This is a genomic window from Hyphomicrobiaceae bacterium (genome assembly GCA_041397645.1).
Taxonomy (GTDB): Bacteria; Pseudomonadota; Alphaproteobacteria; order Rhizobiales; family Hyphomicrobiaceae; genus Hyphomicrobium_B.
Genome location: JAWKWE010000004.1, coordinates 387,596 through 413,981, shown reverse-complemented (window position 1 = coordinate 413,981; position 26,386 = coordinate 387,596). Strand labels below are relative to the sequence as shown.

Below are 26,386 nucleotides of genomic sequence, written 5' to 3'. Positions count from 1 at the left end.
GCTGGAAAGATCTGGAGATCGATGTCAACGCGCCGCACACCGGAGGCCGTCAGTTTTGCACTCGCTCTATTTTTTGTGGCGGTGCTCAACATTCCATTCTGGCGATTGTTTTTTCGGGTTGTCAAACCGCACACCCCCTATGAGTGGGGCTTCACGGCTGCGCTGTTCATCGCGCTCTTGGCCGTGACCTACATGATCGTGCTGCTGCTTGCCGTGCGTCCGCTGCTGCGGCCGGTGGTCGGGCTGCTGCTGCCGATAACGGCGGCCGCGAGCTATTTCATGCTTGAGTACGGCACCATCATCGACGTCCATATGGTGCACAACGTTTTTGAGACCAACTCCGCCGAGGCAGGTGATCTCGTAACGGGGAAGTTCATTGCTTATGTCGCCGGACTAGGTGTGCTTCCTGCGGCATTGCTCTGGATGGTGCCGATCGATTGGCCAACCATGCGCGATGACTTTTGGCGCAAGCTGAAGGCGGCCGTTGTTGCGCTACCCCTGGCGGCCGTTGTGATCTTTCCCTTCTTTCCGGCGCTCATCTCGACGTTCCGCGAGAACATTGCCCTGCGGCTCACGCTGACGCCCTCCAACTATATTTCCGCGCTCAACAAGTACGCGAAGTCCATGATCAAGCATGCCGCAAAGGAGATTGAGCCAATCGGACTCGACGCGGCGCGCGTGCCGCCGCCCCAACCGGGCGCGAAGCGGCAGCTGTTCGTGATCGTCGTTGGCGAGACCGCACGCGCCGATAATTTTGCGCTGAACGGCTATGAGCGTGCGACTAATCCTGAACTTTCGAAGATCCCCGACCTGATCAATTTTCCCAAGGTGTCCTCGTGCGGCACCGACACGGCACAGTCTGTGCCATGCATGTTCTCCGGCCTGGGCCGCGATAACTTTTCAAACAGCGCGGCGGCGAGCCAGCAAAACCTGCTCGATGTTCTCGCCCGAGTCGGCTTTGACGTCGTGTGGAGAGAAAATCAGGCTGGGTGCAAAGGTGTTTGCAACCGCGTCACGACTGAAGTCTTGACGGGTCTCAAGCATCCTACCTTCTATGCCTACAGCGAGAACCACGACGAGATCCTCATCGACGGATTGGCAGAGCGGATCAAGGGTCTGAAGAAAGACACCGTGATCGTCATGCACATGATGGGTAGCCACGGCCCTGCCTATTGGAAGCGCTACCCCGAGCGATTTGAGACCTTCAAGCCTGTGTGTCGCGAGAGCCAATTCAGTCGGTGCACGCGAGAGGAGATCGTCAACGCCTACGACAACACGATCGTATATTCGGACCACGTGCTCGCCGAACTCATTGGTGTGCTGAGGGCGCAGGCCGATAGCGTCGACGCGGGTATGATCTACATGTCTGACCACGGTGAGAGCCTGGGAGAGAACAACATGTATCTCCACGGTATGCCGTATGCTCTCGCGCCGGAAGCGCAGACGCATGTGCCAATGGTGGTGTGGATGTCTCAGGGTTTGCGCGCACGCACCTCCACCGACCAAGGATGTCTATTGAGTCACAGCTCAAGAAATCTGTCGCACGACAATCTCTTTCATTCCGTTCTTGGTATTCTTGATGTAAAAACGAACATCTATGATTCATCGCTTGATTTGTTCGCGCCATGCCGGCCAGGAACGGTGTTCGGACAGAGGGGTGATGCGGTTCATGGCTCTCTGAACTCGCGTTTTTGAGAATCTGCGCAGACTGTTTCCCAGGTAACTTCTGCGCAACGCGTTCTCCAGTAGCTTCGAGTAAACTCAGGCAAATGGAGATTGCCATGACTACGCCTAGCCTAACCTCGAAGCCGTTTTCGCTGTTTGCCTACCGCAGTGCAGCTCTGACCGCCTTCGCTATTCTGTCTTCCGCTTTTGTGGCTCAGGAAGCCGCTGCCGCAAGCGCGCGGGTTCGGATCGCCTGCGCCAGCGATTATTTCGCCTACTGCAGGGAACATGCCCCCGATTCCCCTGGTGTACGTCGTTGCATGCGGGCGGCCGGGCCAAAGCTTTCCAAGCGTTGCGTCAACGCGCTGATCGGAGCTGGCGAGGTCTCGGAGGCTGAAGTTTCCCGTCGCGCTGCTCAGCTGCGCGATTAACACGCTGGAAGTATGCATCGAGGTGTTTGGTCTTTCAGGTGTTGCGGGACCGGATTAGAGTCGTGCCAGTCGTCCTGATCCTGTGAGGCCTTGAACCGATGAATCCGCTGGTGGCGCTTGGGCAGCTCATGCCACTCGATGAGCTTGCCCGCGAACTTAAGCATCGCATTGCTGCGCGCGGTCTTGGCCCGCCCAGGGCCTTCGAGCGGCTCGCCGATCAGATCCTGGTGGATCACCCCGACAGCAAGGCGCTCGTTCTTGGCGCCAGCACCACGCTCCCATCCGATGTTTCCATTGACTATGAAGGGCTGGCCGAGCACGGCATCGCTACTGTTGCGGTGCTGGGCGATTTCTCTGTCCAAGGACGCCTCATTAATGCTGATAGCGAAGGTGGGCCGTACTTCTTCGTCGATGGTGATTTGACTGCGGGTGAAATCGTCAAAGGCGGTGCGAGCTTTGTGATCCTGGGCTCGGTCACTTGCCGCGGGATCCTGTTTTGCGATTACAACCATGGGACCTTCTTGGTCGGCAAAGATCTGTCGGCAGCCGCCATTATCACCTGCGATTCAGACCTGCACGCCGGGGGCGACATCAAAGGTCCGATCATCAGCGATGAGCTTGGCAATATGCGCGAGATGCTGGTGCCCGAGGTGTTCGAGGATCCTGACGACCCTCAGGATGACTTTGTGGATGCCGATCTGGTCCGGGCCCGCTTGGAAGCAGGACAGCCTGTGCTGAAGCTGTAATCGTACAGGGCGAAATTCCAGATATCGTCTCTCTTCAATGAACTGCAGTCTCGGCCGTCGGTTCGAGCGCACTTCACCATGAGTTGGGGTCCCCAAGAGGGCTGTTTGCATTAAACTAGGCGAACTTGGAACCCATGGGACAGCGATTCGATGCGTCGGCGCTCGGTTTTGATACCGTTGGGGCTACTGGTGATAGTGGCAGGGCTCGCCCTGGCGCAACCCTCAGCGCGTGCAGTCGATGCAGACCACTCCATAGACCTGCCGTGGACGCGAACGCCGGATTTTACCGCCAGGCAGGTCACGACCATTCTGTTCAAGGCCCGCCCTGGCGACCGGCCAGATTTATCGGGTAGCGATCTCACATATCTTGATTTGGCCGGACTGGACTTCAAAGGGGCGCTGCTGGAGGGCTCCAACCTTTACGGCACGGATCTGACGGGGGCGACGCTCAAAGGTGCGGAGCTGTCACATGCAAGGCTTGATCGTGCGGTGCTGATCCGCGCCGATCTATCCGGAGCTAATCTAACGGATGCCACTATTCTGCGCCCGACGGTTTATTCCGATCAGACAAGCAATCTTGCCGATGCGCCGCGCTTCTCGGGTGCCAATCTCGCGCGCATTCGAGTGCAGGCTGATCTGTCAGGCGCGGATTTCCGCGGTGCAGACCTTTCCGCGGCGCGCTTCGATCCACTGGAGGCGCGACCCGGACAGGGCACCTTGGTCACTCAGCCCAGCAATATCTTGAAGTCGTGCGATTTCTCGGGAGCGCGCGCCAGGGAGGCCGATTTCACGCGCGCTATCATGACGTTTTCAAGGTTCACCGGTGCCGATCTGACCGGCGCGCATTTTGCCGACGCCGATTTGTCGATGGTGGACTTTTCCGGTTCCGATCTGACGGATGCGGATCTGACCGGGGCCGATCTTTACGGCGCGGTGCTCGCTGGGGCGAAAGGCTTGGAGACGGTCAAGGGTTTGGACAAAGCCATCAACCTCGACAAAGCGCGCCGCTGATCTGCCGCGATCTAGAACGCGACCTGATCGCCGCCCTTGAGCTGAAGAATCTCGCGAGCGTCTTCCGGCGAGGCGACGGCAAGGCCCATGCCCTCCAGAATGCCGCGAACGATTTTCACTTGTTCCGCGTTGGATGTCGCAAGCCGGCCCGGTCCTGCCCACAGGCTGTCTTCAAGGCCCACGCGCACGTTGCCGCCCATCGCGGCTGCGGCTGCTGCAATGCGCATTTGGTTGGCTCCCGCGCCGAGAACGCTCCAATGGTAATCGTTGCCGAACAAGCGGTCGGCAGTGCGCTTCATGTGAGCGACATCCTCTGGATGTCCCGCAATGCCGCCGAGAATGCCAAACACAGACTGCACAAAAAATGGAGGCTTGACGACGCCCCGGTCGGCAAAGTGTGCCAGTGTATAAAGATGGCCGATGTCGTAGCACTCGATCTCGAAACGGGTGGCGTTGGCCGCGCAAGTCGTGAGTATGTACTCGATGTCGGCAAACGTATTCTTGAAGAAGCCCGCACGCGAGCTTTCGAGATACGGCTTCTCCCAGTCGTATTTGAACTCCTTTTGGCGCGCCAGCATTGGAAACAGGCCGAAATTCATCGTGCCCATGTTGAGGGAGGCGATCTCCGGCTTGAAGGTGGCGGCTGGCTTTACCCGCTCCTCGATGCTCATGGTCGGCGCACCTCCGGTGGTAATGTTGACCACTACATTGGCGCGCTGCTTGATGACCTGAAGGAACGGCGCGAAGGCCTCCGGGCTCTGGTCGGGCCTTCCATCTTGCGGATTGCGCGCGTGCAAATGCACAATCGCTGCGCCGGCCTCGGCCGCTCCAATAGCTGCATCGGCGATCTCATGTGCCGTGACCGGCAGATGCGGCGACATCGAAGGCGTATGAATCGACCCCGTCACGGCGCAGGTGATGATGACCTTTTTCGGCTTTGCCATCGCGTTCCCCTTTTTGCGCGAGATCATGCCGGTAACGGTCTTGCGAGCCAAGTCATGCATTGGTCTTGACGACAACCCCGCCTCTCCCCTTATTGAGGGCACCAGCCGGCCGGACGGCCGCTGCCGGAGTATGTGGCGAAGTCCTCCCTAAAGGAGCGGCGAGCAATTCCCGGCAGAGGAAAGTCCGGGCTCCAAGAGGACACGGTGGCGGCTAACGGCCGCCGGGGGCGACCCCAGGGAAAGTGCCACAGAAAACAAACCGCCCCTCTCGCGCTGCGAGGTGGGTAAGGGTGAAAAGGTGCGGTAAGAGCGCACCGCGCTTCTGGTAACAGCGGCGGCAGGGCAAACCCCACCGGGAGCAAGATCAAATAGGGGCGGGCGCGCGGGCCGGGCAACCGGTGCCGCAAGACGCGTCCACTCGTTCCCGCCCGGGTTGATTGCACGAGGCGCTTGGCGACAGGCGTCCCAGATGAATGGCCGTCCAGAAGGGTGATGAACCCTTTGGACAGAACCCGGCTTACAGGCCGGCTGGTATTTTTATGTGTTTAGGATGGGCGGTTCCGACTCGCGTTCCGCGAGCTGACCGCAAGCGCCAAAGTTCCCTACATTTCTTGACAATGTCACAGGCACGCCTCACATCGCACCCCTGAGCACATCCGCGCGCTGCAGCGCAACATTATTGAGGCCGACTTGAACACCAAACTGCCCGCATATGACGTAATCGTTCCTGCCGAATGGGCGCCGCAAAAGGCAATCTGGACCGCTTGGCCGGCCGATGCTGACGAGTGGAACGGCGACCTTTCCGCGCCGCGCGCGGACGTGGCCGGTCTAGTCAAGGCGCTTCACGCAGCTGGCAACAAGGTGCGCGTTCTGGTCAACGGCGCGGAGGCCGAAAGCACGGCAACTGCTGCGCTAGGTGAGGCGGCGGAGCTGGTTTGCGCCAAGTACGGCGACATCTGGTTGCGTGACACGGGCCCCATTTTTGCGCGTAGCGGACCGGGGGACGCGGTGGCGCTGCGCTTTGCGACGAACAGCTGGGGCGGAAAATACGATCTGCCGGATGACGCCACCGTTGGTGATGACGTTGCGCGCGTTTCCGACACGCCCGTGCGCCGCTTCAATTTTGTGCTTGAAGGCGGTGCGGTCGATCAGGACGGCGAAGGGACCATCCTCACCACCCGCCAGACGCTACTCAATCCAAACCGGAACGGCTGGACAAAGGAGCAGGCGGAAGTCGCGCTCACCGAGGCATTTGGCGCCCGCAAGATCATTTGGATCGACGAAGGCCTGAAGAACGACCACACAGACGGCCACATCGATAATATTGCTCGCTTCGTGGCACCAGGCCGGGTCGTATGCCAGGCTCCGGCTGGACCCGATGATCCCAATGCCGAGACGTTGAATGCGATTGCCGCGGCGCTCGAAGGGGCGACCGACGCGGCCGGGCGCAAGCTCGATGTCGTGCGTATTCCGGGCGTCGGCCTCTATCGCAATCCGGCCGGAGAGATCTCGCCGGCATCGCACATGAATTTCATCATCGCCAATGGCGTCGTCGTTGTGCCGGTCTACGGCACGCCAACCCAGGCCGCCGCGCTGGAGGCGCTGCGCACCGTGTTTCCCGGTCGCAAAGTTGTTGGTGTGTCGTCGCGCGGGCTGCTTGGCTCGGGTGAGGCGGGCGGCGGTTCATTCCATTGCATCACGCAGCAGGAGCCCGTCTGAGATGAAATCGCGCACATTGTCGGTCGGCGCAATCCAAACAGCGTACGGCCACGACATGAAGGACAACATCGCGCGCACCGAGGGCTTCATTCGTGAGGCCGCAAAGTCGGGTGCGCAGGTGATCCTCCCGTCAGAGCTGTTCCAGGGAATCTACTTCTGCACCGAGCAGAACCCCAAGTGGTTCGAGACGGCTTATCCAGCCGATCAGCATCCATGCGTGCTGGCGCTGAAGAAGCTCGCAAAGGAACTGAAGGTCGTTATCCCGATTTCGATCTTCGAGAAGGACGGCCCGCGCTATTACAACTCGGTCGTGATTGCCGACGCCGATGGCGAAGTTCTTGGGCTCTACCGTAAGAGCCACATTCCCGACGGCCCGGGGTATCAGGAAAAGTACTATTTCCGCCCTGGCGATACGGGCTTCAAGGCCTGGACGACAAAGTACGGGCGCATCGGCGTCGGGATCTGTTGGGATCAGTGGTATCCAGAGTGCGCACGCGCCATGGCGCTACAGGGCGCAGAGGTTCTTTTCTATCCTACGGCAATTGGCTCAGAGCCTTACGATGGCGCGCTCGATACGCACGGGCGGTGGCAACGCGCGATGCAAGGACACGCGGTCTCAAACGCCATTCCGGTGGTCGCGTCAAACCGCATAGGTCTTGAAGACAATGCTGGCGCCAAGCAACGCTTCTATGGCCATTCGTTCATCGCCGATCATACGGGTGAGCTAGTGAAGATCTTTGGCGATAAGGATGAAGGCGTCCTGGTGCACACCTTCAATCTGACGGAAATCGAGAGCTATCGCGCTGATTGGGGGTTTTTCCGTGATCGCCGTACGGATCTCTATGCCAAAAGCATCATCTAAAACTTATCCGGTCAGCTGCGGCAGCAAGTAGTTATCGAGCAGATATTTGAGGCTACGCCGCCAACTCTCATCCGTATTACCGCGGATGTCGACGCTGTGCGCGAAGATGAATTTTCCGGTTCGAGCGTCACCGATGTAAACGTTCATGTTGAGGATCAGGTTTGACACCTTTTGCACCTTGATCCAGGCAACTTCCGACGCATCAAGTTGACGCGCGTAATCCAGTTCGCACCCGTGGCATTCGCCGATGGTCTGCCCCTTTGCGATTTTCTTGCGCATTTGGTCTGGGAGGTTAGCGAATGTCGCGACGCCAGCCGATGCCAATGACGTCTTGAACTGCGTTTCTAGCGCCTTCATGCGCGTGCGCTCAGCGTCGGTCGTGGGCTCAAAGCCCTCGTTATCGTTCTGAAGGACAACGCCAAGAAACGCCACGCGAGGCGGTTCTACGCCCGCTGCCGCCTGAGGTGCCGCCGAAGCGGCCGAACCCCAGGCAAGCAGGGCATACAGCACGAACAAAACTGCAGCTTTTCCGGGCACATTCATGCTGGTTCTAACTTCAATGTCCGGACTGCTCGGCCGTGCGAGCCGTCTCGAATAGGAACCAGATCCGCCGTTCGGTCTCGTCGATATAAACTTCAAGCAAGGCGGCGCTGCCAACGTCGTCGGCATCGTCACAAACTTTGTGAGCCTTGCGCATGGCTTCGGCCATCGTGCGGTTGTCGGCAAGCAACTCGTTGATCATTTCGCTCGGCGGGACGAAGTTCGATTCATTGCCCTTGATGCTCGAAAGCCGCTCCACTTCGCTTAGCGAACGCACTGTCTTTTCGCCGAGCTTGCGGACCCGTTCGGCCAGTGGATCGATAGATGCGAAAATCTGTGTTGCCTGTTCGTCGAGCAGTAAATGGTAGTCGCGGAAATTCGGTCCGCTGACATGCCAATGGAAATTCTTTGTCTTGAGGTAGAGAGCGAACGCATCAGCGACTAGGCCGTTGAGTGTTTCGGCAACCTGCTTGACGTCGCGCTTCTTGAGGTCGGTCGGCGTTGCAAGATCTGCCATGCCTTTGTGGTCGCCGTTTGCCTTCGGCACCTTGCTGCGCGCGCGCAGTTCCGACTCTTGAGCTTTGTCCATGTCGGACTCCTGAAATTTGATGAGAGTGGTTTTTCAACGCGGCACTATGCGCTGCGTATGGCTTCAAAACGCGGCACGCTGCGCACGGTTCCGCTGATCGTGGAGCCGACGGTCAGGAAGCTGGACAACACCCCGTTACCGATATTGCTCGAAAAGAGAAAAAGAACGTCATTGTCGTGGCGCGCGGAGCGCACACCCAATTTTCCCCATGAGAATGCGTTAACATTCCGTTGACGCCCAGGATATTCCATGTCATCCCATAAATACCCGACCGCACCGGGTATGGATCCGTGGCTGGGCGCCGTTTCGGAAAGAGGGCCCGGAATAGAGCGACCGCCACGGTCCACCCGGTGAGGGTACGTGAGAATTCGAGCCCCTGCTGCGGGCGCCATTTACACAAAGGCATGCGGCAGAAGGCTCCCGGCGTAACGAGCAAGTGAAGTTCAGGTCTGGTCTGCCCAATGCGCAGCCGACCGAGTTGAGTGTGGAGGGTGCTGCGCAGCTCAAAAAGGGATGGACCGCTTTGTCTCGACATACACCAACAAGATCGACGCCAAGGGACGGGTCTCCATTCCAGCGCCATTCCGCGCCGTGCTCGAGCGCGACGGCTATGCCGGCGGCATCTACTGCTACCCCTCGCTCGACGCTCCGGCTCTCGATGCAGGCGGCGAAAGACTTGCGAACAAAATCGATGGGCTTCTCTCGGGCTTGCCGGACTATTCGGACGAGCGAGACGAACTCTCTGTCGCGCTCTACGGCGACGTCCAGGTCCTCAGCATCGATGGGGACGGCCGCATCGTCCTTCCTGAAGCGCTTCGCCGCCACGCGGGGCTCGACGGTCAAGTTACTTTTGTCGGTCTTGGCGACAAGTTTCAAATGTGGGAACCGGGCGCCTTTGAAAAGCGCCGCGCGCTCGCCCGCAGCAAAGTGCAATCCACTCGCAAACTTTTTGGCGCGGGGAGCCGTCGCACGCAAGGCGACGACGGTGACGAGGGAGCACGGGGATGACGCGGCCCAGGTCGTCCAGGGTAGTGTCAGGCGCCACTGAGAGGGATAGTCGGCGCCATATCCCCGTGTTGCTCTCGGAAGTCATCGAGAGCCTCGCCCCCAAAGACGGCGACCTTATCATAGACGGGACTTTTGGCGCCGGCGGATATACATCGGCCATTCTGGACGCCGCGGACTGCCGCGTTCTGGCGCTTGATCGCGATCCGCGTGCGGTTCGTGACGGCGCTGCGCTTATTGCACGTTACGAAGGCCGTCTCACGCTCGTCGAAGCGCCGTTCAGTGAGATGGCAGACATCGCTGCCGAAACCTTCGGCGCGGGTTTAAGCCAACCGGGTGGACCGCTGGTCGACGCAGTCGTGCTCGACATCGGCGTTTCGTCCATGCAGCTCGATGAGGCCGAGCGCGGCTTCTCCTTCCAGAATGATGGACCGCTCGATATGCGCATGAGTGCGCAAGGCGAGAGTGCTGCCGACTTTCTCAACAGCGCCGATGAAGAAGACATCGCCAATGTCATCTACGTTTACGGCGAGGAGCGCCGTTCGCGCGCTATTGCGCGTGCGATCGTGAGGGAGCGAGCGCAAAAGCCCTTCAGCCGGACTCTGGAACTGGCCGATACAGTGCTGCGGGTTTTCCACGGCCGTAAGGTCGATGGCAGGCATCCCGCGACCCGTACGTTTCAGGCTCTGCGGATCTATGTGAACGACGAGCTGGGAGAGTTGGCCCGCGCGCTATCGGCAGCCGAATCGATCCTGAAGCCCGAAGGGCGGCTGGCGGTGGTGACCTTCCACTCGCTGGAGGATCGCATCGTTAAGAAATTTTTTGCGGCCCGAACGGGCAAGGAAATCGGCGTTTCGCGCCATTTACCGGTGCAATCGATAAAATCCGAGCTTCCGAGTTTTCGCTTTCTTAACTCTCGCCCGTTAACACCTTCTAAAGGTGAATTGGATCTGAACCCGCGTGCCCGCTCGGCACGGTTGCGGTGGGCGATCCGAACCGGCGAACCGACTCACGCGCTCGATCTCGCCGCGCTCGAGGTGCCCTCGCCGGCCGGCTGAAGCAGGCAAGTTCCGCCAGGGAGTTGTTCATGCGCGTACTCAACTTCGCGGCTTTTTTTTTGGCTCTCTCCAGCGCCTTTCTTCTCTATAGCCTGAGCTACGATACGCGCCGGCTGGAAGCGCGGGTGCAGGAGAAGGAGCAGATTGCGCGTCGCGCACGCAGCGACATCGCTGTGCTCAAGGCGGAAAAAGGTCATTTGAGCCGTCCGGAGCGCATCGATCCCTACGCGCGTGCTCTGGGGTTGGTGCCGCCGCGCGCCGATCAGGTTTCTCCTTCCGCGCGCGCCAGCCTCGGCAATGAAATCGGGGAAAGCCGCTGAACATGCGCCGGCGTGTCGTCATCACTCCGAATATTGCGCCGCGCCTTCCATCTGAGGGTCGGCCCCGCCGTCCGAGGATCGGCAACGTCCTGCTCGCCTTGGGCATGATGATGGCTTTCAGCGCGGTCGCCACACAGCTTGTTTCGATGGGCGTGCGTGAAAACGCCGTGCGCACTACACTAGCGTTGACCGAAGCAGTCCCGACGAATTTCGCGCGGCCAGACATCATCGATCGCAATGGACGTCTGCTCGCAACCGATGTTGAAGTCCCCTCGCTGTTCGTAGATCCCGCCCTCGTGCTCGATCGCGACGAACTTGTCGAGAAGCTTTCAACGGTGCTGCCTGATATCGATGCGCGCCAGTTGCGCAACGATCTGTCCGACCGGTCACGACGTTTTCTTTGGATTCGCCGCGGGCTGTCTCCACAGATCGCGCAGAAGGTCCACGATCTCGGGCTGCCAAGCCTAGGTTTTCGCAAAGAGTTGCGTCGCGCCTATCCGGGCGGCGAACTTGCCGGTCATGTGCTGGGTGGCGTCAACATCGACAACAAGGGTGTGGCGGGCATCGAAAAGTGGATCGATGATAGCGGTGCGGTTGAAGGCGTGCACACCGCGGAATTTTCCGACCATGCTCCGGTGCGCCTATCGCTCGATATCGGTGTGCAGCATTCATTGGAAGATGAGCTGGAAACTGCGATGGGGCTCTACGCGTCGCACGCTGCCGCCGGTCTCGTGATGGATATCCGAACGGGTGAGGTGATTGCCAGCGCATCGCTCCCGCGTGTCGATCCGCTGTTTCCTCAGACGGCGCTCGATCCAAAGCACATAGACCGGGTCATGACTGGGACCTATGAATTGGGTTCCGTATTCAAAACGCTCACCGTCGCCATGGCGCTTGATGAAGGTCTGGCGACATCGGCGACTATTCTCGATGTGCGCAAGCCGTTGACGGCAGGTCGATTTACAATCAGCGATTTCCATACCTCCGACAGGCCGTTGTCGGTGGAGGAGATCTTTACGCATTCCTCCAACGTCGGCGCGGCCATGTTGGCCGTGCAGGCTGGCCCAGATCGCTTCATGGACTTTCTTCGCCGTGCCGGCATCACAAGTCCCATGAAGACCGAGGCGGGGCCGCTCGGTCTGCCGCAACTTCCCAAGCGGGTCGATCAGATCGAGCTTATGACCATGAGCTATGGCCACGGCATCGCGGTTTCGCCGTTGCAATTCGCCTCTGCGGCAGCCACGGTTCTGAACGGGGGTAGAAAGGTCACTCCGCGCTTCCTGCGCTTTGCGGATCCGGCGGCGAAACCCGAGATTGTGACATCTGAGCTGACGAGCCGGGAGATAGCGCGTCTGTTTCGTTTGAATGTTTTGGCCCCCTCAGGCACAGGAAAGCGCGCCGAGGCGTCAGGATATCGTGTTGGCGGAAAAACAGGCACGGCTGAGCGCGCCGACAATGGCAGGTACAAGGACAAGGCCGTAATTTCGTCGTTCATCGGGGCGTTTCCGATGGACCAACCCCAATATCTGACGTTCGTTTTGCTGTTCGAGCCCCAGGCCAATGAGGAGAGCGGCGGGCATCGCACGGCGTCAACCAATGCAGCTCCCACGACGGCGCGGCTCGTGGCCAGGATTGCGCCGCAACTCGGTGTCGCCCCCGTTGCGGTTTCTACGACACAGTAGTGTCGTCAGCGTTTGACGCTTCTCATAACCCAAACTAATAAGCAGCGATGACCTCCGTGCGTTTTTGTGCGGCACTATCGAATGGGGCTTTGAAAGCTTTATGCGCTTGCAAGATGTGGTGCCGGCCGAGGTTGCCCTTCCCAAAGAGGCGCGCGAGCTGGAAATTCGCGGGATCACGGCCTCCAGCTCCAATGCAGGCCCCGGCGTTATTTTTGCAGCTCTCCCCGGCACTAAGACCGACGGCGCTCTCTATATTCCGGACGCGATTGCGCGCGGGGCTGCCGCCATCCTCGTGGGCGCCGACAAGAGTATCGCCGACACGGGCAGCAGCGTTGTCTTGCGCGTCGCAAATCCGCGTCGCGCGCTAGCTTTGATTGCGTCGCGATTGCATCCTGGACAACCTGGCACTTCGGTTGCCGTCACGGGGACAAGCGGCAAAACGTCGGTTGCCGATTTCACACGTCAGATTTTCACCGCTCTTGGGCATCGCGCGGCCTCGCTGGGGACCATTGGCCTTATCAAGCCCGATGAGGCCATTTATGGCTCATTGACGACGCCAGATCCGGTGACGCTACACGCCACACTTGATGCGTTGGCGCAGGAGGGCATTACGCATCTTGCGTTTGAGGCTTCCTCGCACGGCCTTGATCAGCACAGGCTCGATGGAGTGAAGCTGACGGTCGCGGCCTTCACGAATTTGGGTCGCGATCACATGGATTATCATCCCACCGTCGAAGACTATCTCGCCGCCAAGCTGCGCCTTTTTACTGAACTTCTGGAGCCGGGGCAGACTGCGGTCGTCAATTCAGATGGAGCATTTGCCGACCGTGTTGTGGCGGCCGCCGAGGCGCGGGGATTGCGCATCATAACCACCGGCGCTAAGGGCGACACGCTTCGTCGGGTGTCATTAAAGAATGAAGGGTTCGCGCAAGCCTTGGAGGTTGAGGCATTCGGCAAGAGATATTCGATCCGACTTCCCCTCGTTGGCGCGTATCAAGCTGAGAACGCTTTGACCGCAGCCGGGCTTGCCATTGCCGCTGGAGAGAACCCAGATGCAGTGCTGGCCGTTTTGGAAAGATTGCGCGGCGTGCCGGGCCGACTCGAAATCGTGGGCGAGGCCAAAGGGGGCCTCGCGATTGTCGATTATGCACATAAGCCCGAGGCGTTGACTGCGGCGCTCGATGCGTGCCGTCCGTTCGCGACCGGCAAGCTCATTTGTGTTTTCGGTTGCGGTGGCGACCGCGACAAGGGCAAACGCGCCATTATGGGGCAGATCTCAGTTGAGAAAGCTGACGTTACAATTGTCACCGACGACAACCCGCGCACAGAGACACCGGCCGACATCCGCGCCGAAATTCTCAACGGAGCAAAGGGCGCAATGGAAATCGGTGACCGTGCCGAAGCAATTGCGACGGCTGTGAAAATGATGGGCAAAGGCGACGTGGTGCTTGTTGCCGGCAAGGGCCATGAAACCGGCCAGATCATTGGCACAAAAGTCATCCCGTTTTCTGATCACCAGGCGCTCAGCGCTGCACTCGATGAGGTTCGCCCCGATGGCGGATGAGATGGATCCCCTCCCGCTTTGGGTGTTCGACGAACTCATGGAGGCCGTGCCCTTCGCCGTTTGCGACGGCGAAGTCGATCAGCCGATCACCGGGTTTTCCATTGACACGCGGTCGCTCAAACGCGGCGAGGTTTTCGTTGCACTGAAAGACCTGCGCGACGGCCATGATTTCGTTACTGCGGCTTTCAAGGCCGGCGCTTCCGCCGCACTGGTCGATGCGCATTACGAGCGCAAGCCGGGCGATGGTGCGTTGATCCGCTGCGACATGAGCGAATATCGGGAGATTAACCCGCAGCTCAACCGTGAGACCGGCAGCGATACGCTCATCGCGCTGCAATGGATCGGTGACAGCGCACGCCAAAGACTTGCGCCTTCGGCTCGCGTCGTGGCGGTGACAGGCAGCGCGGGGAAGACCGGAACCAAGGAAATGCTGCGCGCCTGCCTTTCGCGGCTCGGCAAGGTTCATGCTTCCGAAAAGTCGTTCAACAATCACTGGGGCGTTCCGCTTACGCTCGCCAATATGCCGCGCGATACGGATTTCGCGGTGCTCGAGATCGGCATGAACCATGCGGGAGAGATTGCAGCGCTGGTCCCTTGGGTGTCTCCGCACGCCGCTATCGTAACGACGGTCGAAGCCGTTCATCTCGAACACTTCGAAAATGTCGAGGCCATCGCATGTGCCAAGGCGGAAATCTTTTCGGGCCTGGTGGCCGGCGGAGCGGCCATCATAAAGCGCGACAGTCCCTTTTTTGACCTGTTGCGCGTTCGGGCTCAAGCAGAGGCCGCGCGCGTGGTCAGCTTCGGGTTGAGTGAAGGTGCTGACGTCCGGGCTCAGGCCATCGAGTTGCGGGAAGATGGCAGCACGATCAAAGCGGACGCTCAAGGCTTGCCGCTCGACTATCGATTGGCAATTCCCGGCCGCCACATCATTGAGAACTCGCTGGCGGTTGTCGCTGCGCTTTGTGCGCTCGACCTCGATGTCGTCCGCGCGGTTGCGGCTCTGGCCACATTGCCGCCTCCTCCGGGCCGCGGAGCGCGCTCGGTGCTCCATGTCGGGGATGGCGATATTCTGCTCATAGATGAGAGCTACAACGCGAACCCCGCTTCCATGCGGGCTGCGTTGGCAACCCTTGCGACCGTGCCCAGAGCCAAATTTGCAAGGCGAATCGCTGTGTTAGGCGACATGCTGGAGCTTGGTGCGGCATCGGGTGAGTTGCACAAGGGTCTCATAGACGCCGTTATTGGCGCTGACGTCGACCAACTCTTTGTCTGTGGGCCATATATGAAGGGCCTTTATGATGCCGCGCCGGCCGCTATCAAAGGGGGATATGCGGAAACGGCCGAGGCCCTGACGGACCTCGTTGCGCAAGCCTTGCGATCGGGTGACGCGGTCATGGTCAAGGCCTCCAACGGGACCCGCCTGGGTCCGCTTGCGGCCGCTCTTCGCGAGCGCTTTGCCGTTGAAGGCGCATGATGTGGCGGTTCTCGGCCGCCGGTATATATGGGGAATTGGAGCCGCATGCTCTACGAACTCGTCAATTTCAGCGAACACTTAAACGCACTCAACATCTTCAAGTACATCACGTTCCGCACCGGCATGGCGATTCCGACCGCGTTCTTATTCGTGATGTTGTTTGGACCCGCCATTATCGATCTGTTGCGCATCAAGCAGGGTAAGGGGCAGCCGATTCGCGAGGATGGACCGCAATCACATTATGTGAAGCGCGGCACGCCGACGATGGGCGGCTTGATGATATTGGCGGGCGTGACCGTTTCGACGCTGTTATGGGCGCAGCTTGCCAATCCTTACGTTTGGATCGTGCTGTTCGTGACGCTCAGCTTCGGCGCCATCGGCTTTTACGACGACTTTCTCAAGGTAACGAAACGCTCTTCCAACGGCTTTGCAGGACGCACGCGCCTTGGGATCGAAATCTCGATAGCAGCCGTGGCGACGCTCCTGCTTATGCGGGTTAGTTCGCCGGGTCCCTGGAATCCATTCGACATGGAATTCTGGAGCACGCTTAGCACAGGCCTTTCAGGCTCCCTGTCAGTGCCGTTCTTCAAGAGCGTGCTCATCCCGTTCGGCCTGTTCTTCATTTTCGTGGGAGCCTTGATCATCGCGGGCGCGGGGAATGCCGTAAACCTGACCGACGGCCTCGATGGCCTTGCCATCGTTCCCGTGATGATTGCGGCAGCAACCTTCGGTCTCATCTCCTACGTGGTCGGCAACGTCAATTTCGCCGACTATCTCAAGCTCCACTACGTGGCTGGCACCGGCGAGCTTTCGGTACTTTGCGGCGCGTTGATTGGGGCCGGGCTTGGATTTCTCTGGTTCAACGCGCCGCCTGCAATGATCTTCATGGGCGACACCGGATCGCTGGCGCTGGGCGGATGTTTGGGCACGATTGCCGTTGCAACCAAGCACGAGATCGTTCTCGCCATCGTGGGCGGGCTGTTCGTGTTGGAGACACTCTCCGTCATTATCCAAGTGGTTTCGTTCAAATGGACGGGAAAGCGCGTGTTCCGCATGGCGCCTCTTCACCACCATTACGAACAGAAGGGCTGGAAGGAGTCTACGGTTGTCATCCGCTTCTGGATTATCGCGGTGCTACTGGCTCTGGCTGGACTTGCCACACTCAAGCTGCGTTAGGTCTCCTGCGGTTGAGCGCGAACTAGGCTAGATTTTGCGCAATGATTCGCGCCACGACCTTTGCCGGAAAGTCTGTCGCCGTGTTCGGGCTAGGAGCCTCCGGCAATGCGACCGTGCGCGCGTTGCTCGATGGCGGCGCTCAGGTTGCCGCCTGGGACGATAGCGAGGCGGGCCGTGCTGCTGCGGCCAAGGCGGGTGTCCCGCTCGTTGATTTGTCAGATGTCGACTGGTCGACCTTCTCCAGTCTGGTGTTGGCACCCGGCGTTCCTCTCACCCATCCCGAGCCGCATTGGACGGTGAAGAAGGCGCGAGCTGCGGGTATCGAGATCATTGGAGACGTCGAGATCTTCAGCCGCGAGCGGGCCGCACAGTGTTCTGATGCGCCCTTCATCGCGATTACCGGCACCAACGGAAAATCGACGACCACGGCGCTCATCGCGCACATTCTGCGCCACGCGGGTTTTCCGGTTGAGATGGGCGGCAACATCGGGCGGGCTGTGCTGACGCTAGAGCCACCCTCTCGCGACAGGTTTCATGTTTTGGAGCTGAGCTCCTTCCAGATCGATCTGACGCCGTCGCTTACGCCCTCAATTGGTGTTCTGCTGAACGTCACGCCGGATCACATCGACAGGCATGGCACGATTGAGAACTACGCTGCCGTCAAAGAGCGGCTTGTGCGCGGCGCGCTTGTGGCGTGTGTCGGCATCGACGACGACTATTGCCGGGCCATCTTGAAGCGGCGCATTCCGGAGGGGGCGGCGTGCGCTTTCTCCGTTCAACGCAAACTTGCGCCGGGCTATAGCCTCGATGGCGATACCTTGGTGTGCGCCAATCGCGAAGGCCTTGCCGTCAAGCTGGCCAGCCTGCGCGGGATTGGCTCTTTGCGCGGCGGACACAATGCGCAGAATGCGCTCGCCGCCGCTGCTGCGGTGCGCGAGTGTCTCAACCTTTATGGCCTGTCCAACGACATCGACTGGCAGGGCTCATTCGATACATTTCCGGGGCTGGCTCACCGGATGGAGGAAATCGGCCGTCAAGGCCGGGTTCTCTTCATCAATGACAGCAAGGCGACGAACGCGGATTCAACTGAAAAGGCGCTGCTGTCGTTTCCGCGTGACGTTCACTGGATTGTCGGAGGCAAGCCGAAGGACGGCGGGATCACGCCGCTTGCACCATACTTCAAGGGCATAGCAATGGCCTACCTGATCGGAGAGGCAAGTGATGCCTTTGCGGAAACCTTGACGAGTGGGCATGTGCCTTTTGCGCGCTGTCAAACCCTCGACACCGCCGTTGCGCAGGCTGCGCGCGATGCCGGAGCCAGCACGGCGCAAGAGCCGGTCGTATTGCTCTCGCCGGCGTGCGCGTCCTATGACCAGTACAAGAACTTTGAAGTGCGCGGCGATGCCTTCCGCGCGCTCGTCGCCGCCCTTCCGGACATTGTGCTGAAGGGAACGACATGAGCCTCACGCGCACAGACACCAGCCGTTTCGCCAAATGGTGGTTCACCGTGGACCATATGCTGTTGTCGGTGTTTCTCGCATTGATCGCCATTGGAGTCGTGCTTTCACTGGCTGCCTCGCCAGCGGTCGCGATGAAAAAGGGCTTGCCGACCTACTTTTTCGTCGAGCGCCACGTCGCCTTTGCAATCCTGAGTTCGATCATCCTTATCGCTGTTTCTTTTCTCTCGCCCGCCGGGATCCGTCGCCTCGCATTGGTGCTGACGGGACTGGCTCTTCTTGCGATGGGCATCGTCTTTCTCACAGGACAGGAGATGAATGGGGCACGACGCTGGCTCTCACTTTTTGGCTATTCATTTCAGCCTTCCGAGCTTGCAAAGCCCGGATTCATCGTACTCGTCTCTTGGCTGTTTTCGGAAGCTGCCGTCCGCAAGGACGTTCCCGCACTTCCCTTAGCCATTGCGCTGTGGGGCGCGTTTGCCGGGTTACTGATTATGCAGCCCGATGTCGGCCAGACCATCCTCGTCAGCGCGACCGCCGGAACGATCTATCTTCTTGCAGGTCTTCCTTTGATTGGCGCGCTCGTGATGATGGCGCTCGGTGGGCTGGGTTTGTGGTTTGCCTATCTGAATTTTGCGCACGTTCGGATACGCATAGACGGCTTCTTCCATACGCTGCCATTCGAAAACTATCAGGGCGATCGCGCCCTCCAATCGTTTTCGGAAGGCGGTTTCTTTGGCCGAGGGCCCGGCGAGGGCACCATAAAATCCGTACTGCCCGACGCGCACACAGACTACATTTTCGCGGTCGTGGCCGAGGAGTACGGCATTATAGCCTGTCTCGTGCTGCTCGGGCTCTTTGCTTTCATCGTTTTGCGCGCGTTGAGCCGAGCTGGGTCAGAAACGGAGGCGTCAACGCGCCTCGCGATCCAAGGGCTCGCGGTGGTTTTCGGACTTCAAGCGTTGATCAATATGGCCGTGAACGTCGGCCTGTTGCCGCCTAAAGGTATGACATTGCCGTTCATTTCCGCGGGCGGCTCTTCAATGTTGGCACTTGCGGTTACAGCGGGCATGCTGCTGGCGCTGACGCGGCGAAGGCCGGATGTTCAGCGCCTTAAAAAGCCGCCATTGATGCCGACAATCTCAAGAGCCGAATTCCAGGGGACTTCCGGGCGACGATGACAGCCGATTTTTCCGTGATGTTGGCGGCCGGTGGCACCGGCGGTCATCTGTTTCCCGCGTTCGCTCTTGCGGAGGAGCTGGGGCGACGTGGTGTACCGGTTGATCTCATCACAGACATGCGAGGCGATCGGTACGGCTCGGGCTTTCCCGCGCGCAACGTTTATCAGGTTCCCGCCGCGACCCTTTCCGGCCGCTCGCCGGTCGCGGTCGCCAAAACCGTGTTAGCGCTCGCGCGCGGAACCAAGGCGGCACATGCCATTCTTGGCAAAGTGAGGCCGGGGGTGGTTCTGGGGTTTGGCGGATACCCGACCTATCCGCCACTCGTAGCTGCACGACTGCGCGGCATTCCAACGGCCGTGCATGAGCAGAACGCCGTTCTTGGCCGCGCCAACAAGATGCTGGCGAAGCAAGTTACTGCCATTGCGACGTCGTTCGACAGCGTGAAGTATCTGGATGGCGCACTCGCCGCTAAGGCGACGTTGACGGGAAATCCCGTTCGTCAAGCTGTGATCACGGCAGCGGATCGCCCCTATCAAGCGCCACTTGAGAACGCGGAATTGCGGATTCTGGTTTTCGGTGGCAGCCAGGGCGCGCGCTACTTCACCGATGCCGTCCCTCTCGCATTGGCATCACTGCCGCCTGAGATGCGCGCTCGGCTCTCTGTCGTGCAGCAGGCGCGTGCGGAGGATTTGGAACGCGCTAAAGCGGCTTATGAGAGCGCGGGCATCCGGGCTGAGGTTGCGCCGTTCTTCAAGGATCTGCCAGCCAGAATGGCGGATGCTCATCTGGTCATAGGGCGGGCCGGAGCGTCCACGGTGGCGGAATTGACCGTCATCGGACGGCCGGGCCTGCTGGTGCCGTTGCCGCACGCGCTCGACAACGATCAGCTCAACAACGCCCGCCGGCTTGCCGAATCGGGAGGTGGCTGGTGTATCGAGCAAAAGGATCTGACGGCTGAGCGGCTTTGCGCCGAAACAGCCCGACTACTTGACGCGCCTCACGTTCTTGCGGCGGCCGCCGCAGCCGCTAAAAAGGCCGGGCGGCCGGATGCCGTTGTCCGGCTGGCTGATTTCGTCCTGCGTCTGGCAGGCCGCGCCTGATGTTGGGCCACGCCTGACATTCAAAAGCGTAACGACGAACCTGCGCGGACCTGTTATCCGCGGAAGAAACGACACGGGGTACAAGACGCTATGCAGATGCCGCGCGACATTGGGCCGTTCCACATTATCGGAATTGGTGGAATCGGCATGAGCGCCATTGCCGAAATTCTGGTGGCCAAGGGTTACACGGTTCAAGGCAGCGACCAGAAAGAAAGCGCCAATGTGCGCCGCCTGCGCGCCAAGGGCATTCGCGTTTTCGTCGGACATGACGCTGTCAATCTGATTGGCGCACGCTATGTCGTCATCTCGACAGCGGTGAAGGCTTCGAACCCGGAGCTTGCGGCTGCGCGCGCGAAGAACCTGCCGATCATTCGCCGCGCGGAAATGCTCGCCGAGTTGATGCGTCTTTATTCAACAGTGTCCGTCACCGGTACTCACGGCAAGACAACAACGACGTCCCTGCTTTCGCACATCTTCACCGAGGCCGGTCTGGAGCCGACCGTCATTACTGGCGGCATCATCAACGCCTGGGGTTCCAACGCGCGGCTGGGAAGTGGCAAGTGGATGATCGTGGAGGCCGACGAGAGCGACGGCACCTTCACGCGGTTGCCGACGGAGATCGGCATCGTCACAAATATCGATCCTGAACATCTCGACTACTTCGGATCCGTGGCGGCGATGCACCACGAGTATGAGATGTTCATGAAGAATATTCCGTTCTTCGGGCTGGCGGTGGTCTGCATCGACCATCCGGTCGTGCGCGATATGGTGATGCGTCTTGGCTTGCGTTCGGACGGACGGCGGTTGCTCACCTACGGTGCGAGCCGCGATGCCGATCTAGTTTTGGAAAACGTGCACATTGACGGCCCCGTCACCCGCTTCGACGCCGAATTGGCGGCGTCGGTGAAGGGCGGGTCGCGGCGTCTGGAGGGATGGACGGTTCCGATTCCCGGCACACACAACGCGCTCAACGCGCTTGCCGCCATTGCAGTCGCGACCGAAGCGGGCATCGACGATGCCAAGATCAGCGCGGCGATGGCATCCTTCTCTGGCGTCAAGCGGCGCTTCCAGTTCACCGGCGAATGGAACGGGATCTCGATCTACGATGATTATGGCCACCACCCGGCCGAGATTTCTGCTGTGCTGTTGGCGGCGCGTCGTGGTGCAAAGGGCAAGGTGCTCGCTATCGTGGAGCCTCACCGTTATACGCGCGTGCGTGATCTTTTCGTCGAGTTCTCCAGCTGTTTTTCTGATGCCGACAGTGTCATCGTCGCGCCGCTCTACACCGCGGGCGAAACCCCTATCGCAGGCGTCGACAGCCACGCACTTGCGGCTGGCATTCGCAAGGCAGGGCATAAATCGGTACGCTCCGTAGATACGGTCGAAGATCTCGTTCCAGCGATCAAGGAAATCTGCCGGCCCGGCGATACGGTCGTGTGTCTGGGGGCAGGAAATTCGACAGAGTGGGCGCACGCCTTGCCTGCATGGTTGGCGGGACAGAAGGAGGGCGCGGCATGAATTTCGAAGACATGACCGGCAATCTAAAAGAGTTGATGCCCGATCTTCGCGGCCGGCTGACTTCCAACGCTCTGCTTTCCGACATTACGTGGTTCAGGGTCGGTGGACCGGCGCAGGTCTTGTTTTCGCCTGCGGATGAAGCCGATCTTTCCTACTTTCTCAAAGCGCTGCCCGACGGTGTGCCGATCAATGTGATTGGGCTTGGCTCCAACCTGCTGGTTCGCGATGGCGGCGTGCCCGGCGTCGTCATCAGGTTGGGTCGCGGCTTCCAACAGATTGCGGTTGAGCCAAACGCGACGTTGCGGGTCGGTACTGCAGTGCCGGATGTCAAGGTCGCGCGTGCGGCAGCCGAGGCTGGAATTGCGGGACTTGCGTTCTATCGCGGAATACCAGGCTCCATCGGCGGCGCATTGCGCATGAATGCTGGCGCGCATGGCACGGAGACCAAGGATGTGCTGACAAGCGCCCGAGCCGTCGATCTCGACGGCAACGTCCACGTATTCAGCAATAAAGAGATGGGCTTCACCTACCGCCATTGCGACGTGCAGGATGGCTGGATCTTCACCGAAGCGACGTTTCGCGGAACTCCCGGCGATCCCGCCGAAATCGCCAAGGCGATGGACGAAGTCGCCGAATATCGCGAAAAGAACCAACCCATCAAAGAGCGCACAGGTGGCTCGACCTTCAAGAATCCTCCCGGCATGAGCGCCTGGAAGCTCATCGACGATGCCGGCTGCCGCGGGTTTCGGGTCGGCGGCGCCAAGGTGTCGGATCTGCACTGCAACTTCCTGATCAACGATGCAAACGCAACCGGCGAGAATGTCGAGCAGCTCGGCGAGACGGTGCGCGCGCGCGTTAAAGCGAAATCTGGCGTGACGTTGAACTGGGAGATCATTCGCCTCGGAGTTCCTGAAAAAGGACATGAGATCGGCGAAGATCTTGCCCTCGCCGCGCCCGCAGACACCAAGCCATCCTGAAACTCAAAGCGGTCAACAGGCCGCCCCAACGCCTTCATGCCGTGAGGCCAAATCCATGAATAAGCTCGGTACACCGCCCAGGCGGTCACGTGACCACGTCGCGGTCTTGAAGGGTGGACTGTCTGCGGAGCGCGAGGTGTCGCTACGCTCAGGCGCTGCCGTCGCCGAGGCCTTGCGCGGCGAAGGCTATACCGTCACCGAGATCGACGTCGGCCGCGACTTGGCCGAGCAGCTGGCGCGCGTACGACCGCAAGCCTGTTTCAACGCGCTGCATGGCAAGTTCGGTGAGGACGGCTGCGTGCAGGGTGTGCTGGAGCTGCTGGAAATTCCCTACACGCATTCCGGCGTGCTCGCTTCCGCGCTTGCCATGCACAAAGAGCGGGCCAAGGACATCATGAAGGCGAGCGGCGTTCCGGTGGCCGAGGCCCGTCTCGTCACCCGCAGCGAAGCGCTCAAGGCGCACGCGTTGCCGCCGCCCTACGTTGTTAAACCTGTGGCTGAGGGCTCAAGCGTCGGCGTCGTTATCGTCATGCAGGGCGCCGAACGTCCGCCCAACTCGATCGCGGATGGTGCATCGCTTGACGAGATCGTCATGGTCGAGCGCTACGTTGCCGGGCGCGAACTGACGTGCGCCGTAATTGGCGACTTCGCCACCGATGTCATCGAAATCGTGCCGCTCAAGGGCCTGGAATTCTACGATTACGAGGCCAAGTACGCGCCTGGCGGATCAAAACACGAGCTGCCTGCACAACTTTTACCTGAAATTTACCAATCAATACGGAAGTTAACGCTTACGGCGCATCAGGCTCTCGGTTGCCGGGGCGTGAGCCGGGCGGACTTCCGCCTGGATGACACGCCCGGGGGAACCGGCGAGTTGATCTGCCTTGAGGTGAATACGCAGCCCGGCATGACTGGCACATCGCTCGTGCCGGAACTGGCGGGCCATGCCGGATGGGACTTCGGCACGCTCGTCAGATGGATCATAGAGGACGCGAGTTGCAACAGGTAGGAGCGCAGATGAGGTTCTGGTGGCGAGCGCTTGACGCGCAATCGCCCGCCGAGCCTCGCACTGCAGCTCCAAGCCCAGCTTCACGCTTCGCCAGCGGCTGGCACTTTCCAACGCGCAAACCGACGTTGCCTGCTGTTTCGGCGTCGGCGCAGTCTCTCAAACTCGAAATTCCAAAGGGCGAACGCCGTCCACAACGCCGCGCCGCGGTGAGACGCCATATCGGCCGCGGTATGATCGCGTGGGGACTGGTGCTCTCGCTTGGTTCGGCCGGCGCCGCGGCTGCCGTCATGTCGGGGGCGCTGAAGACCGACGAAATGAAGACGGTGGCGATCGAGCAGCTGCAAGAAGCTATGCTCGGCTTTGGGTTTGGCATCGATCAGGTGAGCCTGACGGGGCATCAGTTCACGTCTGATCGCGACGTCTACAAGGCCCTCGATCTGGAGCACGCGCGCACGTTCGCAGCCTTCGACGCCGATGCCGCCCGCCGACGTATCGAGGCGCTCTCCTGGGTGGACACCGCGCAAATCACCCGGCTCTATCCAGGTGGTCTGAAAGTCGAGATCCGGGAACGCCGGCCGACGGCATTGTGGGACTACAAGGGCCGCACGTATCTGATCGACGAATCCGGAAGAGCACTGGGGCTGGCACCGTCTCAAGGCTGGAAACTACCGCGGATTTCCGGTGACGGCGCAAATAGCGAAGCGGCGATGTTGTTCACGTCATTGAGCCGGCATCCCGACATCGCTCGCAACGTCGCTCGCGCCGATCGTGTCGGCGCACGACGCTGGTCATTGTTGCTCAAGAACGGCTCGCGCCTCGAACTTGCCGCTGACAGAGAGGTTGAGGGGCTTGAGCAGATTTCGCGTGATGGCACCTTGCGGCGCGCACTTACTGGGCCTGCTTACGCGGTCGATGTGCGCACACCGGGCCGCATTGCGATGCGTCCTTTGCGGCTGGCGGGTGCCCCCCGGCTAGACGCGGGGGAGGTGCGATGATGCAGCTGCGCGGTAGACATAAACATTCGAGCCGCAGAGGCGGGATCATCGGACTGCTCGACATCGGGACGAGCAAAGTCGCGGCCGCCGTTGTGGCCAGTGGCGAGCCCAACGGTCCGCGCGTGCTTGGCGTGGGGCTTCAGCGGTCGCGCGGAGTGAAGGCTGGCGTTCTCACCGATTTGGATCAGGCCGAGGCCGCCGTGCGGGCCGCGATAGCCCAGGCGGAGCGGGCAGCCGGTGTCACGCTCCAATCCGTCATTGTCTCGACGGCGGCCGGGCGGATCAAATCTCAGCATTTTGCAGCACGAACCGACGTGTTGAGCGGCCGCGTGGGAAATGACGACCTTGCCCGTGTGCACCGGGCGGCGCGCGATTACGCCATGCGCGACGGCCGTTCGCTTCTGCATATCAACGAACTGACATATCGGCTCGACGGTCTGCCGAGTGGTTATGAACCGCGTGGCCTCGCCGCTCGTCATCTCGCTGCGGATTTTCACGCAATCACCGCCGATGAAGGTCCGCTGCGCAACCTGCACTGCCTGATCGCCAATTGTCATTTGGAATGTGACGGGATCGTTGCCGCCCCTTATGCGAGCGCGCTCGCCGTGACAAGCCAGGAGGAGCGCGAGCTGGGCGTAACGGTGATCGATATCGGCGCCGGCACGGCTTGTGTCGCACTCTTTGCCGAAGGGCATTTTGTAGGGGCGGACGTGGTTCCCGTTGGCTCTTATCACATCACGACCGACATCGGACGGACGTTGCAGACACCACTCTCTGAAGCAGAGCGAATCAAAACACTTTATGGCACACTGGTTTCTGCCCAATCGGATGAACACGAGACGTTTTCCTATTCGCTCGCGGGCGAAGAGGACGGCGCCACGTATCAGACGACGAAAGCGCGCCTGACCGAAATCATCAGACCGCGCTTCGCACATATCCTTGGCCTTCTGCGCGAGCGGCTGGCCGCCAACCCGGCGAGCCCTTACGCAGGCGATAAGGTTGTGCTGACCGGAGGGGCTTGTCAGCTGCTTGGGTCAGCGGAGTTTGCGGCGAACGAACTGGGTCGGCCTGTGCGTCTGGGCAAGCCGGCAGAGTTGGCAGGACTGCCAAGCTCGGTGGTGGGCCCGCACTTTTCTACCCTGTGCGGCCTCGCGGCTGCAGCCGAAGCGGCGAACGGCAGTCTCTTCGGCGCTGGGGAAAGTGCTCCAGGGGGCTACTTTCGCGAGATTGGCGATTGGTTGGCCGAGAGTTTCTGACCGTGCCTCTTGTTGGCACTTAGCGGTTGGACCGTTTGTTGCGAGTAGGAAGGCGCTGCGTTGTTGCGCCGGTTCGTGAAAGCAGTGGCATTGCGTGCGTACCTGTC

General features: G+C 60.2%; 24 protein-coding genes and 1 other RNA gene. 22 read left to right on the top strand and 3 right to left on the bottom strand.

The genetic code is table 11. The features are described 5' to 3' along the window. The first annotated feature begins 21 nt into the window (after window positions 1–21). From R3D51_01970 to R3D51_01955, 4 genes are all read left to right on the top strand, one after another. On the top strand, window positions 22–1,695 hold the full coding sequence (locus R3D51_01970) for a phosphoethanolamine--lipid A transferase (GenBank protein ID MEZ5898236.1): 1,674 nt from the start codon (window positions 22–24) through the stop codon (window positions 1,693–1,695). 86 nt (window positions 1,696–1,781) lie between these two features. Then, window positions 1,782–2,096 (top strand): hypothetical protein, encoded by a 315-nt coding sequence (locus R3D51_01965; protein MEZ5898235.1) that lies wholly within the window; start codon window positions 1,782–1,784, stop codon window positions 2,094–2,096. Window positions 2,097–2,194: 98 nt separating this feature from the next. Continuing rightward, complete coding sequence (locus R3D51_01960; protein MEZ5898234.1) at window positions 2,195–2,842, top strand: hypothetical protein; 648 nt, start codon at window positions 2,195–2,197, stop codon at window positions 2,840–2,842. A 150-nt stretch (window positions 2,843–2,992) separates the two neighbouring features. Next, a complete protein-coding gene (locus tag R3D51_01955) occupies window positions 2,993–3,853 on the top strand; it encodes a pentapeptide repeat-containing protein (GenBank protein ID MEZ5898233.1) in 861 nt (286 codons plus the stop codon). A gap of 11 nt (window positions 3,854–3,864) precedes the next feature. Here the strand turns inward: R3D51_01955 and R3D51_01950 are convergent, their stop codons facing one another. Beyond that, a complete protein-coding gene (locus R3D51_01950) occupies window positions 3,865–4,797 on the bottom strand; it encodes a 3-keto-5-aminohexanoate cleavage protein (GenBank protein MEZ5898232.1) in 933 nt (310 codons plus the stop codon). 101 nt (window positions 4,798–4,898) lie between these two features. Between R3D51_01950 and rnpB the strand changes: the two genes are divergently transcribed. From rnpB to aguB, 3 genes are all read left to right on the top strand, one after another. Next, window positions 4,899–5,333: RNase P RNA component class A (gene rnpB, locus R3D51_01945), an RNA gene on the top strand. A 154-nt stretch (window positions 5,334–5,487) separates the two neighbouring features. Next, the gene (locus R3D51_01940) at window positions 5,488–6,516 is read left to right on the top strand and encodes an agmatine deiminase family protein (protein ID MEZ5898231.1); all 1,029 of its coding nucleotides are present in this window, start codon (window positions 5,488–5,490) and stop codon (window positions 6,514–6,516) included. A 1-nt stretch (window position 6,517) separates the two neighbouring features. Next, window positions 6,518–7,378, top strand: a complete 861-nt coding sequence (gene aguB, locus R3D51_01935; GenBank protein ID MEZ5898230.1) for an N-carbamoylputrescine amidase — start codon at window positions 6,518–6,520, stop codon at window positions 7,376–7,378. 3 nt (window positions 7,379–7,381) lie between these two features. Here aguB and R3D51_01930 read toward each other — a convergent pair whose 3' ends face one another. Together R3D51_01930 and R3D51_01925 are read right to left on the bottom strand one after the other, a co-directional pair. Beyond that, window positions 7,382–7,921, bottom strand: a complete 540-nt coding sequence (locus R3D51_01930) for a DUF3280 domain-containing protein (GenBank protein ID MEZ5898229.1) — start codon at window positions 7,919–7,921, stop codon at window positions 7,382–7,384. Between the two features lie 13 nt (window positions 7,922–7,934). Next, a complete protein-coding gene (locus tag R3D51_01925) occupies window positions 7,935–8,435 on the bottom strand; it encodes a DNA starvation/stationary phase protection protein (protein MEZ5898228.1) in 501 nt (166 codons plus the stop codon). A gap of 585 nt (window positions 8,436–9,020) precedes the next feature. On the opposite strand from R3D51_01925, the gene mraZ reads away from it, so the two are divergent. From mraZ to ftsA, 15 genes are all read left to right on the top strand, one after another. After that, entirely contained in the window at window positions 9,021–9,515 is a 495-nt protein-coding gene (mraZ, locus tag R3D51_01920; GenBank protein MEZ5898227.1) for a division/cell wall cluster transcriptional repressor MraZ, read from the top strand. Continuing rightward, window positions 9,512–10,570 carry a 16S rRNA (cytosine(1402)-N(4))-methyltransferase RsmH gene (gene rsmH, locus R3D51_01915; GenBank protein MEZ5898226.1) on the top strand — a complete coding sequence of 353 codons (1,059 nt, stop codon included), beginning with the start codon at window positions 9,512–9,514 and terminating at the stop codon, window positions 10,568–10,570. The genes mraZ and rsmH overlap by 4 nt, the downstream gene beginning before the upstream one ends. Before the next feature lie 29 nt (window positions 10,571–10,599). Then, window positions 10,600–10,890 (top strand): cell division protein FtsL, encoded by a 291-nt coding sequence (locus R3D51_01910; protein MEZ5898225.1) that lies wholly within the window; start codon window positions 10,600–10,602, stop codon window positions 10,888–10,890. Between the two features lie 2 nt (window positions 10,891–10,892). Next, a complete protein-coding gene (locus R3D51_01905; protein MEZ5898224.1) occupies window positions 10,893–12,572 on the top strand; it encodes a penicillin-binding protein 2 in 1,680 nt (559 codons plus the stop codon). Between the two features lie 100 nt (window positions 12,573–12,672). Beyond that, window positions 12,673–14,136 carry a UDP-N-acetylmuramoyl-L-alanyl-D-glutamate--2,6-diaminopimelate ligase gene (locus R3D51_01900; protein MEZ5898223.1) on the top strand — a complete coding sequence of 488 codons (1,464 nt, stop codon included), beginning with the start codon at window positions 12,673–12,675 and terminating at the stop codon, window positions 14,134–14,136. Further along, window positions 14,126–15,610 carry a UDP-N-acetylmuramoyl-tripeptide--D-alanyl-D-alanine ligase gene (gene murF / locus R3D51_01895; GenBank protein MEZ5898222.1) on the top strand — a complete coding sequence of 495 codons (1,485 nt, stop codon included), beginning with the start codon at window positions 14,126–14,128 and terminating at the stop codon, window positions 15,608–15,610. The genes R3D51_01900 and murF overlap by 11 nt, the downstream gene beginning before the upstream one ends. A gap of 45 nt (window positions 15,611–15,655) precedes the next feature. Continuing rightward, window positions 15,656–16,786, top strand: coding sequence for a phospho-N-acetylmuramoyl-pentapeptide-transferase (gene mraY, locus R3D51_01890; protein ID MEZ5898221.1), 1,131 nt, complete (start codon window positions 15,656–15,658; stop codon window positions 16,784–16,786). A 41-nt stretch (window positions 16,787–16,827) separates the two neighbouring features. Then, window positions 16,828–18,246, top strand: coding sequence for a UDP-N-acetylmuramoyl-L-alanine--D-glutamate ligase (murD, locus tag R3D51_01885; protein MEZ5898220.1), 1,419 nt, complete (start codon window positions 16,828–16,830; stop codon window positions 18,244–18,246). Further along, a complete protein-coding gene (locus R3D51_01880; GenBank protein MEZ5898219.1) occupies window positions 18,243–19,424 on the top strand; it encodes a putative peptidoglycan glycosyltransferase FtsW in 1,182 nt (393 codons plus the stop codon). The genes murD and R3D51_01880 overlap by 4 nt, the downstream gene beginning before the upstream one ends. After that, entirely contained in the window at window positions 19,421–20,524 is a 1,104-nt protein-coding gene (gene murG, locus R3D51_01875; protein ID MEZ5898218.1) for an undecaprenyldiphospho-muramoylpentapeptide beta-N-acetylglucosaminyltransferase, read from the top strand. The genes R3D51_01880 and murG overlap by 4 nt, the downstream gene beginning before the upstream one ends. A 90-nt stretch (window positions 20,525–20,614) precedes the next feature. Further along, window positions 20,615–22,042 carry a UDP-N-acetylmuramate--L-alanine ligase gene (gene murC, locus R3D51_01870; GenBank protein ID MEZ5898217.1) on the top strand — a complete coding sequence of 476 codons (1,428 nt, stop codon included), beginning with the start codon at window positions 20,615–20,617 and terminating at the stop codon, window positions 22,040–22,042. Further along, on the top strand, window positions 22,039–23,019 hold the full coding sequence (gene murB / locus R3D51_01865) for a UDP-N-acetylmuramate dehydrogenase (protein ID MEZ5898216.1): 981 nt from the start codon (window positions 22,039–22,041) through the stop codon (window positions 23,017–23,019). Before murC ends, murB begins: the two co-directional genes overlap by 4 nt. Before the next feature lie 55 nt (window positions 23,020–23,074). Next, entirely contained in the window at window positions 23,075–24,028 is a 954-nt protein-coding gene (locus R3D51_01860; protein MEZ5898215.1) for a D-alanine--D-alanine ligase, read from the top strand. An 8-nt stretch (window positions 24,029–24,036) separates the two neighbouring features. Continuing rightward, entirely contained in the window at window positions 24,037–25,023 is a 987-nt protein-coding gene (locus R3D51_01855) for an FtsQ-type POTRA domain-containing protein (protein MEZ5898214.1), read from the top strand. Next, a complete protein-coding gene (gene ftsA / locus R3D51_01850) occupies window positions 25,020–26,279 on the top strand; it encodes a cell division protein FtsA (protein MEZ5898213.1) in 1,260 nt (419 codons plus the stop codon). Before R3D51_01855 ends, ftsA begins: the two co-directional genes overlap by 4 nt. The last annotated feature ends 107 nt before the right edge of the window (window positions 26,280–26,386 follow it).

What these genes read in the sequence shown, in the direction of transcription:
- R3D51_01970 (MEZ5898236.1), top strand. Translation starts at nt 22, where the DNA reads ATGTCAACGCGCCGCACACCGGAGGCCGTCAGTTTTGCACTCGCTCTA.
- R3D51_01965 (MEZ5898235.1), top strand. Translation starts at nt 1,782, where the DNA reads ATGACTACGCCTAGCCTAACCTCGAAGCCGTTTTCGCTGTTTGCCTAC.
- R3D51_01960 (MEZ5898234.1), top strand. Translation starts at nt 2,195, where the DNA reads ATGAATCCGCTGGTGGCGCTTGGGCAGCTCATGCCACTCGATGAGCTT.
- R3D51_01955 (MEZ5898233.1), top strand. Translation starts at nt 2,993, where the DNA reads ATGCGTCGGCGCTCGGTTTTGATACCGTTGGGGCTACTGGTGATAGTG.
- R3D51_01950 (MEZ5898232.1), bottom strand. Translation starts at nt 4,797, where the DNA reads ATGGCAAAGCCGAAAAAGGTCATCATCACCTGCGCCGTGACGGGGTCG.
- aguB (MEZ5898230.1), top strand. Translation starts at nt 6,518, where the DNA reads ATGAAATCGCGCACATTGTCGGTCGGCGCAATCCAAACAGCGTACGGC.
- R3D51_01930 (MEZ5898229.1), bottom strand. Translation starts at nt 7,921, where the DNA reads ATGAATGTGCCCGGAAAAGCTGCAGTTTTGTTCGTGCTGTATGCCCTG.
- R3D51_01925 (MEZ5898228.1), bottom strand. Translation starts at nt 8,435, where the DNA reads ATGGCAGATCTTGCAACGCCGACCGACCTCAAGAAGCGCGACGTCAAG.
- mraZ (MEZ5898227.1), top strand. Translation starts at nt 9,021, where the DNA reads ATGGACCGCTTTGTCTCGACATACACCAACAAGATCGACGCCAAGGGA.
- rsmH (MEZ5898226.1), top strand. Translation starts at nt 9,512, where the DNA reads ATGACGCGGCCCAGGTCGTCCAGGGTAGTGTCAGGCGCCACTGAGAGG.
- R3D51_01910 (MEZ5898225.1), top strand. Translation starts at nt 10,600, where the DNA reads ATGCGCGTACTCAACTTCGCGGCTTTTTTTTTGGCTCTCTCCAGCGCC.
- R3D51_01905 (MEZ5898224.1), top strand. Translation starts at nt 10,893, where the DNA reads ATGCGCCGGCGTGTCGTCATCACTCCGAATATTGCGCCGCGCCTTCCA.
- R3D51_01900 (MEZ5898223.1), top strand. Translation starts at nt 12,673, where the DNA reads ATGCGCTTGCAAGATGTGGTGCCGGCCGAGGTTGCCCTTCCCAAAGAG.
- murF (MEZ5898222.1), top strand. Translation starts at nt 14,126, where the DNA reads ATGGCGGATGAGATGGATCCCCTCCCGCTTTGGGTGTTCGACGAACTC.
- mraY (MEZ5898221.1), top strand. Translation starts at nt 15,656, where the DNA reads ATGCTCTACGAACTCGTCAATTTCAGCGAACACTTAAACGCACTCAAC.
- murD (MEZ5898220.1), top strand. Translation starts at nt 16,828, where the DNA reads ATGATTCGCGCCACGACCTTTGCCGGAAAGTCTGTCGCCGTGTTCGGG.
- R3D51_01880 (MEZ5898219.1), top strand. Translation starts at nt 18,243, where the DNA reads ATGAGCCTCACGCGCACAGACACCAGCCGTTTCGCCAAATGGTGGTTC.
- murG (MEZ5898218.1), top strand. Translation starts at nt 19,421, where the DNA reads ATGACAGCCGATTTTTCCGTGATGTTGGCGGCCGGTGGCACCGGCGGT.
- murC (MEZ5898217.1), top strand. Translation starts at nt 20,615, where the DNA reads ATGCAGATGCCGCGCGACATTGGGCCGTTCCACATTATCGGAATTGGT.
- murB (MEZ5898216.1), top strand. Translation starts at nt 22,039, where the DNA reads ATGAATTTCGAAGACATGACCGGCAATCTAAAAGAGTTGATGCCCGAT.
- R3D51_01860 (MEZ5898215.1), top strand. Translation starts at nt 23,075, where the DNA reads ATGAATAAGCTCGGTACACCGCCCAGGCGGTCACGTGACCACGTCGCG.
- R3D51_01855 (MEZ5898214.1), top strand. Translation starts at nt 24,037, where the DNA reads ATGAGGTTCTGGTGGCGAGCGCTTGACGCGCAATCGCCCGCCGAGCCT.
- ftsA (MEZ5898213.1), top strand. Translation starts at nt 25,020, where the DNA reads ATGATGCAGCTGCGCGGTAGACATAAACATTCGAGCCGCAGAGGCGGG.